The sequence below is a fragment of the Streptomyces sp. NPDC053079 genome, from assembly GCF_044546695.1.
Taxonomy (GTDB): Bacteria; Actinomycetota; Actinomycetes; order Streptomycetales; family Streptomycetaceae; genus Streptomyces.
Genome location: NZ_JBITZJ010000001.1, coordinates 214,910 through 228,460, shown reverse-complemented (window position 1 = coordinate 228,460; position 13,551 = coordinate 214,910). Strand labels below are relative to the sequence as shown.

Genomic DNA, 13,551 nt, shown 5'->3' with positions numbered 1-13,551 from the left:
CGGTCCCCGGGAGGATTTCACTGGAGGCGCAGCCTGATCACTGCCTGCGCAGCAGCCGGGAGGCGCCCGCCGCCACCGTCGTGGCGAGGATCCAGCCCAGCAGCGTGAGCGCCGCGACCACCCACTGGGTGCCGCCGCCGGGCCGCCAGGCGGTGCCCTGCCCCAGGTCGATGACGGGCAGCAGCAGGTCCAGGGTGTAGAGCGCGGCGTCCCACCGCGGGCCCTCGCCCTCCTTGAGGGGCGGCACCGGACGGTAGGAGAAGTACAGCGCCCCCAGCGCCCACAGCACCGCCATCCACACCGCGGCCCGCCCCGGCCGGTAGCCGTACGCCACCGTCCAGTCCTGCAGGTACCCCCACGCCTTGCCGGCCGGCGGCAGGGTCTCGCGCCGGCGTCGCTGCTTGGCGAGCAGCACCGCCCGCGCGTCCGCGTCCTCGCCGCTGCCGCGCAGGGCGCCCGCCAGCCGCTCGTACGGCTCCGGGGCGTACTCCGGGGTGGCCGCCGCGACCCAGTCCAGGCGGCGGGCGAGCGGGAAGTGGCCCATCGGTATCAGGTTCTCGTAGAAGAAGCCGGCCATCACCAGGCCGCCCGGGCCCGGCCAGCTGTCGTAGCGGTCGATCAGGTTGGCCACCTTCGCGCCCGAGAGCACCACCCGTCCGCGCTGCTGCTTCTCGCCCAGGAAGCGCAGCTCGGGCGTCTGGACGCGGCGCAGCGAGAGCTCCTGGTCGGCCTCCATCACGAACCGGGCCTGGCTGAGGTCCACCGCGTCGCCGAACCGCCCGTCGTCCAGCCGCGCGCCGCCCAGGCACTCGAAGCGCCGCAGCCGCGTGCCCTGCTCGGGTGTGTTGAGGGTGATGCCGTACGGGGGAGTGGCGCCGCCGCCGTACCGGCGGCCGCCGATGCCGGCCGCCGTGAGGTAGAGGGTGCGCTCCACCGTCAGCTGCGGGGCGTTCAGGGCGCGTCGCCCGTAGGGGTTGTTGAGCGTGGTGCCGCGCAGGCTCAGCGAGGCGCCGATCGTCGCGCCGCGCATGCTCAGCTCGCCGTGCGAACGCATCATCTCGGCCTGCAGGTCCTGCCCGACCGTCATCCCGTCGGCGGCTATGGACAGCCCGCGCCGGTCGCGGCGCACCACCAGCTGGTTGAGCAGCAGGTCGGTGCCGATGTGCGCGTCGGTCAGCCGGATGCCGTGCGGGATCACGCAGCGGGGCAGGTGCAGATCGCCCTCGGTGCGGATGCGGGCGCCCTCCAGGCGGGGCATCGCACAGCCGACCAGGCGCAGGGTGGTGAAGTTGCTCTCGGGCAGCAGCAGCTGCTCGTCGAAGCGGCAGTTGTGGAGCTCGACGTAGGGCACGACGGTGCCGCCGGCGACGTCGAGGGTGCCGGTGATCCGCACGCCGTTGAGCTTGAGCGCGGCGACACGCCCGGGGTGGGCGGCGGGCCCGTGGAGCAGCAGCAGGGCGACGACGCGGGCGCGCACGCTGCGCTCGGGGCCCCATACATGCGGGCCGGCGGGGTCGTTGTGCTCGGCGGAGGCGGTGCTGCGCAGGTCGAGGGTGGCGCCGTTGCGGAACGCCTGCCACATGTCCCGTTCGACGGCGGTGAGCTCCAGCCCGGTGGGCGGCTCGCCGTCGGCCGGCTCGGTCACGGTTCCCCCTTCCTGCCCCCGTCCCCTTCGTGCACCCCGTGCAGGGGCCTTTCCCGCCGGGTGACCGGTTGAACACCGGCGGTGAGGAGCGATTGTCCGTCCTCGGTCAGAAAAAGATCAACTCTTTCGCCGCGTATCACTGAGTGGTACGCGAAGCCGTGTGGCGGGACGGGTCTGAGACAATTGACCGCGTGATCTCCCGAATCGATCTGCGCGGCGCCGCCTTCCCCTCCGAAGGCGTCGACCGCGATCTGCTGCCCCGTGCCGAGCTCGACGTCGCGGCCGCCCTCGAGAAGGTGCGGCCCATCTGTGACGACGTGCATCATCGCGGCACCGCGGCCCTGATCGACTACGCGGAACGGTTCGACGGCGTGCGCATCGAGCGGGTCCGGGTGCCCGCCGAGGCGATCACCCGTGCCCTCGAGGAGCTGGATCCGGCCGTGCGGGCCGCGCTGGAGGAGTCCATCCGCCGCGCCCGGCTCGTCCACCGCGAGCAGCGCCGCACCGACCACACCGTCCAGGTCGTGCCCGGCGGCACCGTCACCGAGCGCTGGGTGCCCGTCGACCGCGTCGGGCTCTACGTGCCTGGCGGCCGGTCCGTCTACCCCTCGTCCGTGATCATGAACGTGGTGCCGGCCCAGGAGGCCGGCGTCGGCTCCATGGCCGTCGCCTCGCCGCCCCAGGCCGACTTCGACGGCCTGCCGCACCCCACGATCCTGGCCGCCTGCGCGCTGCTGGGCGTCGACGAGGTGTACGCGGCGGGCGGGGCCCAGGCCGTCGCCATGTTCGCCTACGGCACCGACGAGTGCCGCCCGGCCACCATGGTCACCGGCCCCGGCAACATCTGGGTCGCCGCCGCCAAGCGGCTGCTCAAGGGCCGCATCGGCATCGACGCCGAGGCCGGCCCGACCGAGATCGCCATCCTCGCCGACCACACCGCCGACCCGGCGTACGTCGCCGCCGACCTGATCAGCCAGGCCGAGCACGACCCGCTGGCCGCCTCGGTGCTCGTCACCGACTCCGAGGACCTCGCGGTCGCCGTCGAGAAGGAACTGGCCGCCCAGGTGGCCGCCACCAAGCACGTCGAGGACCGCATCCTGCCCGCTCTGAGCGGGCGCCAGTCCGGCATCGTGCTGGTCGACGGCATCGAGCAGGGCCTCGAGGTCGTCAACGCCTACGGCGCCGAGCACCTGGAGATCCAGACCGAGGACGCCGCCCGGGTCGCCGCCCGGGTGCGCAACGCCGGCGCGATCTTCGTCGGCCCGTACGCCCCGGTGTCGCTGGGCGACTACGCCGCCGGCTCCAACCACGTGCTGCCCACCGGCGGCTGCGCCTGCCACTCCTCCGGCCTGTCGGTCCAGTCCTTCCTGCGCGGCATCCACGTCGTGGACTACACCCGCGAGGCGCTGGCCGACATTGCCGCGCACGTGGTGACGCTCGCCGACGCCGAGGACCTGCCCGCGCACGGCGCGGCGGTCAGGGCCAGGTTCGACTGGAAGGTTCCGGACAGCAAGTGACGGGTATTGACGACCTCCCCATCCGGGACGAACTGCGCGGCAAGTCCCCGTACGGCGCCCCCCAGCTCGATGTGCCCGTACGCCTGAACACCAACGAGAACCCCTACCCCCTGCCCGAGCCCCTCGTCGCCCGCATCGCCGAGCGTGTGGCCGAGGCCGCCCGGCACCTCAACCGCTACCCCGACCGGGACGCGGTCGAGCTGCGCACCGAGCTGGCCGCCTACCTCACCCGCACCGCCGGGCACACGGTCACGCGCGAGAACGTCTGGGCCGCCAACGGCTCCAACGAGGTCCTCCAGCAGCTGCTGCAGACCTTCGGCGGCCCCGGCCGCACGGCCATCGGCTTCGAGCCCTCGTACTCGATGCACGCCCTGATCTCCCGCGGCACCGGCACCGGCTGGATCCCCGGCCCGCGCCACGAGGACTTCACCATCGACGTCGACGCGGCCGAGCGGGCCATCGCCGAGCACCGGCCCGACGTCGTCTTCGTCTGCTCGCCCAACAACCCCACGGGCACGGCGGTCGACGCCCGGACCGTCCTGCGGCTGTACGAGGCCGCGCAGGCGGCCAAGCCGTCGATCGTGGTGGTCGACGAGGCCTACGGCGAGTTCAGCCATCACCCCTCGCTGCTGCCCCTCATCGAGGGCCGCCCGAACCTCGTCGTCTCCCGCACCATGTCCAAGGCCTTCGGCGCGGCCGGGCTGCGCCTGGGCTACCTCGCCGCCCACCCCGCCGTGGTCGACGCCGTCCAGCTGGTGCGCCTGCCCTACCACCTCTCGGCCGTCACCCAGGCCACGGCGCTCGCCGCCCTGGAGTACACCGACACGCTGCTCGGCTACGTCGAACAGCTCAAGGCCGAGCGCGACCGCATCGTCGACGAGCTGCGCGCCATCGGCTGCGAGGTCACCGAATCGGACGCCAACTTCGTGCAGTTCGGACGCTTCGAGGACAGCCACGCCGCCTGGCAGGCCCTCCTCGACCACGGTGTCCTGGTACGGGACAACGACGTGCCGGGGTGGCTGCGGGTCACCGCCGGCACCCCCGAGGAGAACGACGCGTTCCTGGACGCGGTACGCGCCATTCGCAAGGAGAACAACTCATGAGTCGCGTTGGACGCGTCGAACGCACCACCAAGGAGACGTCCGTCCTCGTCGAGATAGACCTCGACGGCACCGGACAGGTCGACGTGTCGACCGGGGTCGGCTTCTACGACCACATGCTCGACCAGCTCGGCCGCCACGGCCTCTTCGACCTCACCGTCAAGACCGACGGCGACCTGCACATCGACACCCACCACACCATCGAGGACACCGCCCTCGCGCTGGGCGCCGCCTTCCGCCAGGCCCTCGGCGACAAGGTGGGCATCTACCGCTTCGGCAACTGCACGGTCCCCCTGGACGAGTCCCTCGCCCAGGTCACCGTCGACCTCTCCGGCCGCCCGTACCTCGTGCACAGCGAGCCCGAGAACATGGCGCCGATGATCGGCGCGTACGACACGACGATGACCCGGCACATCCTGGAGTCCTTCGTCGCACAGGCGCAGATCGCCCTGCACGTCCACGTCCCGTACGGGCGCAACGCCCACCACATCGTGGAGTGCCAGTTCAAGGCCCTGGCCCGCGCCCTGCGCTACGCCTGCGAGCGCGACCCGCGCGCCGCCGGAATCCTCCCCTCCACGAAGGGTGCCCTGTGAACGGCCTGTCGACCGTCCTCATCGTCGTCGGGCTGTTCCTCCTCGGCGGCATCATCTCCTTCCTCAAGCAGGGCATGCCCAAGGGCGTGATCGTGCTGCTCGGCATAGGCGCCGCCATGTGCCTGACCGCCGGTGTGATGCGTATCGAAGGGCTGTGGTCATGAGCACCCCCGTCACGAAGACCGCGAAGAAGGTCGTCGTCTTCGACTACGGCTTCGGCAACGTCCGCTCCGCCGAGCGCGCCCTGGCCCACGTCGGCGCCGACGTGGAGATCACCGGCGACTTCGACAAGGCGATGAACGCCGACGGGCTGCTCGTCCCCGGCGTCGGCGCCTTCGAGGCCTGCATGAAGGGCCTGCGCGCCGCCCGCGGTGACTGGATCATCGGGCGCCGGCTCTCCGGCGGCCGCCCCGTCATGGGCATCTGCGTCGGCATGCAGATCCTCTTCGAGCGCGGCATCGAGCACGGCGTCGAGACCGAGGGCCTCGACGAGTGGCCCGGCACGGTCGAGCCGCTCAAGGCCCCCGTCGTACCGCACATGGGCTGGAACACCGTCACCCCGGCCGAGGACTCGCAGCTCTTCGCCGGCCTGGACGCGGACACCCGGTACTACTTCGTGCACTCCTACGCGGTGCGCGAGTGGAACCTCGAGGTCACCAACGCCAACATCCGCGCGCCGAAGGTCACCTGGGCCACGCACGGCGAGCCGTTCGTCGCCGCCGTGGAGAACGGCCCGCTGTGGGCCACCCAGTTCCACCCCGAGAAGTCCGGCGACGCCGGTGCGACGCTGCTGACCAACTGGATCGAGACGCTCTGATGCCCAAGCTTGAACTCCTGCCCGCCGTCGACGTCCGCGACGGCCAGGCCGTCCGCCTGGTGCACGGCGAGTCCGGTTCCGAGACCTCCTACGGCGACCCGATGGCCGCCGCCCAGGCCTGGCAGCGGGCCGGTGCCGAGTGGCTGCACCTGGTCGACCTGGACGCCGCCTTCGGCACCGGCGACAACCGGGCGCAGGTCGCCGAGGTCGCCCGTTCGATGGACATCAAGGTCGAACTGTCCGGCGGCATCCGCGACGACGCCTCCCTGGCCGCCGCCCTCGCCACCGGCTGCACCCGCGTCAACCTCGGCACCGCCGCCCTGGAGACCCCCGAGTGGGTCGCCAAGGTCATCGCCGAGCACGGCGACCGCATCGCGGTCGGCCTGGACGTACGCGGCACCACCCTGCGCGGCCGCGGCTGGACCCGCGACGGCGGCGACCTCTACGAGACCCTCGCCCGCCTGGACTCCGAGGGCTGCGCCCGCTACGTCGTCACCGACATCGCCAAGGACGGCACGCTGCAGGGCCCCAACCTGGAGCTGCTGAAGAACGTCTGCGCGGCCACCGACAGGCCGGTCGTCGCCTCCGGAGGCGTTTCCTCCCTTGACGATCTGCGCGCACTTGCGACCCTGGTACCGGAGGGGGTCGAAGGCGCCATCGTCGGCAAGGCCCTCTACGCCAAGGCGTTCACCTTGGAAGAGGCCCTGGAGGCAGTGTCCGTATGACCGAAACCCCAGCCCCGCGGCGCGTGCAGACAGACAGCTCCTGGGAGGAGTCGATCGGCTTCGCACGTGCCGTGGCGGTGGGGGACCGGGTGCTCGTCGCCGGGACCATGCCGCTGGTGGGCGGCGTGCTGCACGGCGAAGGCGATCCGTACGAGCAGACGCTGGCCGCCTTCGGCAACGCCCTCGACGCGCTGAAGCGCTTCGGCCTCGGGCCCGAGGCGGTCGTCCGCACCCGGATGTACATCACCCACGCGCGGGACGTGGACGCGGTCGGCCGCGCCCACAAGGAGCTCTTCGACACCGTCCGGCCGGTCGCGACCCTGGTCGTGGTCTCCGGCTTCGTCGACTCGCGCGTCCTGGTGGAAGTAGAAGTAGAAGCCTTCCAAGGAGAACCGGCGTGACCCTCGCCGTCCGAGTCATCCCCTGCCTGGACGTGGACAACGGCCGCGTCGTCAAGGGCGTCAATTTCCAGAACCTGCGCGACGCGGGCGACCCCGTCGAAATGGCCGCGGTCTACGGCCGGGAAGGCGCCGACGAGCTGACCTTCCTCGACATCACCGCCTCCTCCGGCAACCGCGAGACCACCTACGACGTGGTGCGCCGCACCGCCGAGCAGGTCTTCATCCCGCTGACCGTGGGCGGCGGCGTGCGCACCGCCGACGACGTCGACAAGCTGCTGCGCGCCGGCGCCGACAAGGTCGGCGTCAACACCGCCGCGATCGAGCGGCCCGAACTGATCAAGGAGATCGCGGAGCGGTTCGGCCGCCAGGTGCTGGTGCTGTCCGTGGACGCCCGCCGCACCGCGACCGGATCCTTCGAGGTCACCACCCACGGCGGCCGCCGTGGCACCGGCCTGGACGCCGTGGAGTGGGCGCACCGCGCGGCGGAGCTGGGCGCCGGCGAGATCCTGCTGAACTCCATGGACGCCGACGGCACGCAGAACGGCTACGACACCGAGATGATCACGGCGGTGCGCCGCCACGTCACGGTCCCCGTCATCGCCAGCGGCGGCGCCGGCAAGCTCGCGGACTTCGCCCCGGCAGTGGAGGCGGGCGCGGACGCGGTCCTGGCCGCGTCGGTGTTCCACTTCGGCACCCTGCGCATCCCGGAGGTCAAAACGGCCCTCCGCGAGGCGGGGCACCCGGTGCGCTGAATTCAGCCCGTCCGGCGATCGAGGACAGGAAACGGTGAAAGGGCGGGGCAGGGGCACATTCCCCCTGCCCGGCTCAGTCCCGGATCAGCAGGAACACCGCCCCCGCCACCAGCGCCAGCGCGATCGCCCCCACCCCGTACACCAGCCGGTTCTCCCGTAGCACCGGCAGGTGCGCGTCCACCGAGTACCGCCCCGGCCCGGTCAGCGCCAAAGCGGTGGCCGACAACGCGACCAAAAGGGTGAATTCCACGCCCTTCGGCAGGAAGAATCCGCCGTCCCAGGTCACACCCAGCGCATTGACCATCGTGCCCAGGACCGCCGCCGCGGCCAGCGGCGTGAGCAGCCCCAGGGCGAGGCCCAGACCGCCCAGCGTCTCGCTGAGACCGGCGATGACGGCCATGGCCTTCGGCGCCGGATAACCAAGGGCGGCGAAGCCCTTCGCGACCCCGTCGATGCCCGGCCCGTCGAACCAGCCGAAGAGCTTCTGCGTGCCGTGTCCGACCATGATGATGCCGAGCATCAGGCGCAGCAGCAGAAGCCCCAGCGAGATGCCGGTCGCCGGCAGCGGGCCCGCGCGGTCGCCGAGAACGTTGGTTCTGCCAGGAAAAGCCATGATGGGCACCTTCCTCCGGTGTCGGTGTCCGGTCCGGGCCCCCGAGCCTTCAGATTCCCAGTGTCCCCTCCCGCAGCTTCGCCAGCGCGTCCTTCTCGCCCTCCAGCTCCACCTGCGCCGCGTCCTGGCGCCCGAAGGCGAACAGCGTCAGCTCCCCGGGCTCCCCGGTGACCGTCACCACGGGCGCGCCCCGGTGCGCCACCGCCGTACGGCCGTCCGGCCGGCGCAGCACCAGACCCACCGGCGCTCTGCGGCCCAGCAGTCGCGCCGTCCGCTCCAGCCGGCTCCACAGCGCGTCGGCGAAGACCGGGTCCACCTCGCGCGCCGTCCATTCCGACTGGGCGCGGCGCACGTCCTCGGTGTGCACGAAGAACTCGACGGTGTTGGCCGCCTCGTCGACCGGCTTGAGGGCGTACGGCGACAGGCGCGGGGGACCGGTACGGATGAGCTGGATCAGCTCTTCGTACGGTTTCGCCGCGAACTCGGCCTGCACCCGCTCCAGGCGCGCGGCCAGCGGCTTGAACACGATGCCGGCGGCCGCGTCGGCGCGCCGCTCGCGCACCACCACGTGCGCGGCCAGATCGCGGGCGCGCCAGTCGGCGCACAGGGTCGGCGCGTTGGGGCCCACCGTCTCCAACAGGTCGGCGAGAAGCAGACGTTCGCGCTGGGCGTGAGTTGACATGGCGTCAGCCTACGGGCGCGCCCCCGGCGGGACCACGCCGCCGCGCCAGATCCGGACGGCGTCCGGCGCCCGCCCCGGCCGGGTCCGGCGCTCGCCGCCCGGTGCCCGTCCGGCCCCCGGGCCAGGCATCATGGACCCATGACCGGCAACGCCCGCCCCTCCTCCGCCCTCGACCCCGCCCTCGCCGCCCGCCTCAAGCGCAGCGCCGACGGCCTGGTCCCCGCCATCGCCCAGCAGTACGACACCGGCGAGGTGCTCATGCTCGGCTGGATGGACGACGAGGCGCTCCACCGCACCCTCACCACCGGCCGCTGCACCTACTGGAGCCGCAGCCGCCAGGAGTACTGGGTCAAGGGCGACACCTCCGGGCACGTCCAGCACGTGAAGTCGGTGGCCCTGGACTGCGACGCGGACACCCTCCTGGTGAAGGTCGACCAGGTCGGCCCCGCGTGCCACACCGGGACCCGCACCTGTTTCGATTCCGGCAACCTCCCGCTGGGCCAGTAGGCTCCGCTGCCATGGCTGCCACGTCCGCATCTGCTTCCCACGGGTCCAGCGGGGATGTCACCCCCGACGCCGAGACCTTCCGCATGCTGGCGAAGGACCGCCGGGTCATCCCGGTGACCCGCCGCTTCCTCGCCGACGGCGACACGCCCGTGGGCCTCTACCGCAAGCTCGCCGCCGAGCGGCCCGGGACGTTCCTGTTGGAGTCCGCGGAGAACGGCCGGACCTGGTCGCGCTACTCCTTCGTCGGCGTCCGCAGCGCCGCCACCCTCACCGTGCGCGACGGGCGGACCCACTGGCTGGGCACCCCGCCCGTCGGCGTCCCCACCGACGGCGACCCGCTCGCCGCCCTGCGGGCCACCGTGGAGACCCTCCACACCCCGCGCGACCTCATAGAGGGTGCCGGACTGCCGCCCTTCACCGGCGGCATGGTGGGCTACCTCGGCTACGACGTCGTCCGCCGCCTGGAGAAGATCGGCGAGCACCCCGGCGGTGAGCAGGACGGCCTGGACCTGCCCGAGCTGACCATGCTGCTCACCTCGGACCTCGCCGTCCTCGACCACTGGAACGGCACCGTCCTGCTGATCGCCAACGCGATCAACCACAACGACCTGGCGACCGGCGTCGACGAGGCGTACGCCGACGCCGTCGCCCGTCTGGACGCGATGGCCGCGGACCTGCACCGGCCCACCCCCACCGCGCCCACCGCCCTGCCCCCCTCCGAGCTGCCGGAGTACACGGCCCGCTGGGGCGGCGCCGACTACATGGCGGCCGTCGAGGACATCAAGGAGCGCATCCGCGCGGGCGAGGCCTTCCAGGTCGTGCCCTCGCAGCGGTTCGAGACACCGTGCTCGGCCTCGGCGCTGGACGTCTACCGCGTGCTGCGGGCGACCAATCCGAGCCCGTACATGTACCTGTTCCGCTTCGACGGGTTCGACGTCGTCGGCTCCAGCCCCGAGGCGCTGGTCAAGGTCGAGGACGGCCACGCGATGGTCCACCCCATCGCGGGCACCCGGCCGCGCGGGGCCACCCCGCAGGCGGACGCGGCCCTCGCCGAGGAGCTGCTGGCCGATCCCAAGGAGCGCGCCGAGCACCTGATGCTCGTCGACCTCGGCCGCAACGACCTCGGCCGGGTCTGCGCGCCGGGCAGCGTCGAGGTCGTCGACTTCATGTCGGTCGAGCGCTACAGCCACGTGATGCACATCGTCTCGACGGTGACGGGCCGGCTCGCCGAGGGCCGCACCGCCTTCGACGTGCTCACCGCCTGCTTCCCCGCCGGCACCCTCTCCGGCGCGCCCAAGCCCCGCGCCATGCAGATCATCGAGGAGCTGGAGCCCACCCGCCGCGGGCTGTACGGGGGCTGCGTCGGCTACCTCGACTTCGCCGGGGACTCCGACACCGCCATCGCCATCCGCACCGCCCTGCTGCGCGACGGCACCGCCTACGTCCAGGCCGGCGCCGGCGTCGTGGCCGACTCCGACCCGGCAGCCGAAGACGCCGAATGCCGCAACAAGGCAGCGGCGGTCCTCAGGGCAGTCCACACGGCGAACCGCCTGTAGTCCCGGTTGTGGGCAGTCGGCCCGCCCGGTTGTGGGCAGTCGTTCCGCTGGGGCGGAACGGGTGGGCACAACCGGGACCACCGGCCCGTCCCGACCCCCGACCGCACCCCACCAGGCCCCGGCAAGGGATAGTGGTACCCGTGACCACAGCTGTACCCCCCACCGACCAGGCCGCCGCCACCGCACCCCGCCCCGCCCGCCGAAGCGTAGGCATCGCCCTGCTCCTCGGCGCGGCCGGCGCCGCCCTCGTCCTGCTCGCCGGCGGCCGCACCTGGTCCGAGGGCACCGCCCCCGTCGCCCAGGGCAGCCCCGTCCCCGAGCAGGCCACCGGGCAGGACGTCACCGCCCTGCCCGGCGCCCTGGCCATCGTGGCCCTCGCCGCCCTCGTCGCCGTCTTCGCCGTGCGCGGCGCCGGACGCACCCTCGTGGCCGGCCTGCTCGCGCTGAGCGGCGCGGGCGTCGTGGCCGCCGCGCTCACCGGCGCCGGCGACACCGCCGCGCTGGAGGAGAAGGCCGCCAAGATCTCCGGCCTGACCCGGGCCTCCATCGAGAACGTCAGCCACACCGCCTGGCCGTGGGTCGCGGTCGCCGGCGGCGTGCTGCTGCTCCTGGCCGGGCTGCTCGCCCTGCGCTACGGCCGGTACTGGCCCACGATGTCCGGCCGCTACGAGCGCGACGGCACCCCCCGCCCGCGCCGCGCCCGTACCGTCGCGGACCCGGACCGCCCCGAGGAGCTGTGGAAGGCTCTGGACCGCGGCGAGGACCCCACCGGCGGGACCGGGAAGTGACCCGCCGCCGGACACGCGCACCCCAGATCGGCGCGGCCCACGGCGTCGGGGACAATATCCCCGAGCGATCTCTGCGCCCGCAGGCGCGATACAGCAACGAGGAGTCAACTCATGTCGGCTAGCGACCACGGCCACACCCCTGCCGCCTGGACCGGCGTCACCATCGCCTTCATCGGCTTCTGCATCTCGGGCGCGTTCGTCGTGATGGCGAAGCCCGCCGGCTTCTGGGCCGGCATGGTCGTGGTCGCCCTCGGCGGCGTCGTCGGCCTGATCATGCGTTCCATGGGCATGGGCCAGGCCCCCAAGCGCGGCACGCGGACGCAGGCCCAGGCCCAGAGCTGACCTGGACCGCTTCTGCGGCCCCTTCGCGCCAAGGCGTGGCCCGGACCCGTACGGACGCCCGTACGCAAGGTTTGAGCTGCGCCTTCGTGCTGTGCGGCCCACACTCGGCAGGGTGAGGGAGCAAGCACACGACCGGCCGGCCGGCCGCCCGGTGGCCGCGGCCCGCCGGGCCGGGGCGCCGCTGGGCGTCGCGGCCGCGCTGGGCGCCGCCGTCGCCTGGGTGGGCGCGGTCGACCCCGGTCTGCCGGGGCACTACCCCACGTGCCCGCTGCTGCGCTGGACGGGGCTGTACTGCCCGGGCTGCGGCGGTCTGCGGGGCCTGCACGCGCTGGTCCACGGCGACCCGGTCGCCGCGCTCGGCGCCAACGCCCTGGCCGTCGCCGGTTACGCCGCGTTCGCCGTGCTCTGGGTGCTGTGGCTGGTCCGGGCACTGCGGACAGGCGGGGGTATGCCGGTCGAATTGCGGGCAAAACACTGGTGGGTGCTGGCCGGGGTCGTGCTCGTCTTCACCGTGGTGCGGAACCTGCCGTTCGGGTCCGCGCTCGCGCCATGAGCGTCCAGACGGGGGTCCGCCTGGTGGGACCTGCGTCAACCGGATGCGAAACCTTCGCCCTCCGGCAAGTACCATCGCAGTGCCTGGTGAGGTGATATCCCGCCGCACCAGCCCAGACCATCCGAGTCCGGAAGGGGGCCGCTCGCGTGAGTGTGCTCGACGAGATCATCGACGGAGTCCGTGCCGACCTCGCGGAACGGCAGGCGCGCGTCAGCCTCGACGAGCTCAAGGAGCGCGCGGCCAAGGCCCCCCAGGCCAAGGACGGCGCCGCCGCCCTGCGCGGCGAGAACGTCAGCGTGATCTGCGAGGTCAAGCGGTCCAGCCCCTCCAAGGGCGCCCTCGCCGCCATCGCCGACCCGGCCGGACTCGCCGCGGACTACGAGGCGGGCGGCGCGGCCGTCATCAGCGTCCTCACCGAGCAGCGGCGCTTCGGCGGCTCGCTCGCCGACCTCGAGGCCGTCCGGGCCCGCGTCGACATCCCGATCCTGCGCAAGGACTTCATCGTCACGGCCTACCAGCTGTGGGAGGCGCGCGCCTACGGCGCCGACCTGGCCCTGCTGATCGTCGCGGCCCTGGAGCAGGAGGCCCTCGTCTCCCTGATCGAGCGGGCCGAGTCCATCGGGCTCACCCCCCTGGTCGAGGTGCACGACGAGGAGGAGGTCCAGCGCGCGGTGGACGCGGGCGCCCGCGTCATCGGCGTCAACGCCCGCAACCTCAAGACCCTCGAGGTGGACCGCGACACCTTCGCCCGTGTCGCCCCCGAGATCCCGGACGGCATCATCAAGATCGCCGAGTCCGGTGTGCGCGGCCCGCACGATCTCATCGCCTACGCCAACGACGGCGCCGACGCCGTCCTGGTGGGCGAGTCCCTGGTCACCGGGCGGGACCCCAAGGGCGCCGTCGCCGACCTGGTCGCCGCGGGCGCGCACCCCGCGCTGCGGCACGGGCGGGGCTGACCCG

The 13,551-nt window shown here is 72.9% G+C and carries 17 protein-coding genes; 14 read left to right on the top strand and 3 right to left on the bottom strand.

Annotated features, from left to right (window positions below):
• Positions 1 to 37: 37 nt before the first annotated feature.
• Complete coding sequence (locus ACIGXW_RS01020; RefSeq protein ID WP_399568562.1) at positions 38 to 1,645, bottom strand: oxidoreductase; 1,608 nt, start codon at positions 1,643 to 1,645, stop codon at positions 38 to 40.
• Between the two features lie 191 nt (positions 1,646 to 1,836).
• Between ACIGXW_RS01020 and hisD the strand changes: the two genes are divergently transcribed.
• Genes hisD through hisF form a run of 8 tightly spaced genes read left to right on the top strand, consistent with a single transcriptional unit; the run spans position 1,837 to position 7,550 of the window.
• Positions 1,837 to 3,162 carry a histidinol dehydrogenase gene (hisD, locus tag ACIGXW_RS01015; RefSeq protein ID WP_399568560.1) on the top strand — a complete coding sequence of 442 codons (1,326 nt, stop codon included), beginning with the start codon at positions 1,837 to 1,839 and terminating at the stop codon, positions 3,160 to 3,162.
• The gene (locus ACIGXW_RS01010) at positions 3,159 to 4,265 is read left to right on the top strand and encodes a histidinol-phosphate transaminase (RefSeq protein ID WP_399568558.1); all 1,107 of its coding nucleotides are present in this window, start codon (positions 3,159 to 3,161) and stop codon (positions 4,263 to 4,265) included. The genes hisD and ACIGXW_RS01010 overlap by 4 nt, the downstream gene beginning before the upstream one ends.
• On the top strand, positions 4,262 to 4,855 hold the full coding sequence (gene hisB / locus ACIGXW_RS01005) for an imidazoleglycerol-phosphate dehydratase HisB (protein WP_071965893.1): 594 nt from the start codon (positions 4,262 to 4,264) through the stop codon (positions 4,853 to 4,855). The genes ACIGXW_RS01010 and hisB overlap by 4 nt, the downstream gene beginning before the upstream one ends.
• Positions 4,852 to 5,019, top strand: a complete 168-nt coding sequence (locus ACIGXW_RS01000) for a hypothetical protein (RefSeq protein ID WP_177338469.1) — start codon at positions 4,852 to 4,854, stop codon at positions 5,017 to 5,019. The genes hisB and ACIGXW_RS01000 overlap by 4 nt, the downstream gene beginning before the upstream one ends.
• Complete coding sequence (gene hisH / locus ACIGXW_RS00995; protein WP_399568555.1) at positions 5,016 to 5,672, top strand: imidazole glycerol phosphate synthase subunit HisH; 657 nt, start codon at positions 5,016 to 5,018, stop codon at positions 5,670 to 5,672. The genes ACIGXW_RS01000 and hisH overlap by 4 nt, the downstream gene beginning before the upstream one ends.
• A complete protein-coding gene (gene priA, locus ACIGXW_RS00990; RefSeq protein WP_360913130.1) occupies positions 5,672 to 6,397 on the top strand; it encodes a bifunctional 1-(5-phosphoribosyl)-5-((5-phosphoribosylamino)methylideneamino)imidazole-4-carboxamide isomerase/phosphoribosylanthranilate isomerase PriA in 726 nt (241 codons plus the stop codon). The genes hisH and priA overlap by 1 nt, the downstream gene beginning before the upstream one ends.
• Positions 6,394 to 6,798 (top strand): RidA family protein, encoded by a 405-nt coding sequence (locus ACIGXW_RS00985; protein ID WP_360913128.1) that lies wholly within the window; start codon positions 6,394 to 6,396, stop codon positions 6,796 to 6,798. Before priA ends, ACIGXW_RS00985 begins: the two co-directional genes overlap by 4 nt.
• Positions 6,795 to 7,550, top strand: coding sequence for an imidazole glycerol phosphate synthase subunit HisF (gene hisF, locus ACIGXW_RS00980; protein WP_071964054.1), 756 nt, complete (start codon positions 6,795 to 6,797; stop codon positions 7,548 to 7,550). Before ACIGXW_RS00985 ends, hisF begins: the two co-directional genes overlap by 4 nt.
• 73 nt (positions 7,551 to 7,623) lie before the next feature.
• Here hisF and ACIGXW_RS00975 read toward each other — a convergent pair whose 3' ends face one another.
• Positions 7,624 to 8,163: a DoxX family protein gene (locus ACIGXW_RS00975; RefSeq protein ID WP_071964053.1), complete on the bottom strand. Its 540-nt coding sequence runs from the start codon at positions 8,161 to 8,163 to the stop codon at positions 7,624 to 7,626.
• Between the two features lie 49 nt (positions 8,164 to 8,212).
• Positions 8,213 to 8,845, bottom strand: coding sequence for a TIGR03085 family metal-binding protein (locus tag ACIGXW_RS00970; RefSeq protein WP_399568553.1), 633 nt, complete (start codon positions 8,843 to 8,845; stop codon positions 8,213 to 8,215).
• A 138-nt stretch (positions 8,846 to 8,983) separates the two neighbouring features.
• Between ACIGXW_RS00970 and hisI the strand changes: the two genes are divergently transcribed.
• The 6 genes from hisI to trpC all read left to right on the top strand — a co-directional run bounded on the left by hisI (position 8,984) and on the right by trpC (position 13,547).
• Entirely contained in the window at positions 8,984 to 9,352 is a 369-nt protein-coding gene (gene hisI, locus ACIGXW_RS00965) for a phosphoribosyl-AMP cyclohydrolase (protein WP_071964051.1), read from the top strand.
• A gap of 11 nt (positions 9,353 to 9,363) precedes the next feature.
• Positions 9,364 to 10,908: an anthranilate synthase component I gene (locus ACIGXW_RS00960; RefSeq protein WP_399568550.1), complete on the top strand. Its 1,545-nt coding sequence runs from the start codon at positions 9,364 to 9,366 to the stop codon at positions 10,906 to 10,908.
• Between the two features lie 140 nt (positions 10,909 to 11,048).
• The gene (locus ACIGXW_RS00955; protein ID WP_071964050.1) at positions 11,049 to 11,696 is read left to right on the top strand and encodes a TIGR02234 family membrane protein; all 648 of its coding nucleotides are present in this window, start codon (positions 11,049 to 11,051) and stop codon (positions 11,694 to 11,696) included.
• A gap of 111 nt (positions 11,697 to 11,807) precedes the next feature.
• On the top strand, positions 11,808 to 12,038 hold the full coding sequence (locus ACIGXW_RS00950; protein ID WP_071964049.1) for an HGxxPAAW family protein: 231 nt from the start codon (positions 11,808 to 11,810) through the stop codon (positions 12,036 to 12,038).
• A 112-nt stretch (positions 12,039 to 12,150) separates the two neighbouring features.
• Entirely contained in the window at positions 12,151 to 12,591 is a 441-nt protein-coding gene (locus tag ACIGXW_RS00945; protein ID WP_399568548.1) for a DUF2752 domain-containing protein, read from the top strand.
• A gap of 146 nt (positions 12,592 to 12,737) precedes the next feature.
• Positions 12,738 to 13,547, top strand: coding sequence for an indole-3-glycerol phosphate synthase TrpC (trpC, locus tag ACIGXW_RS00940; protein WP_071964047.1), 810 nt, complete (start codon positions 12,738 to 12,740; stop codon positions 13,545 to 13,547).
• Positions 13,548 to 13,551 lie beyond the last annotated feature (4 nt).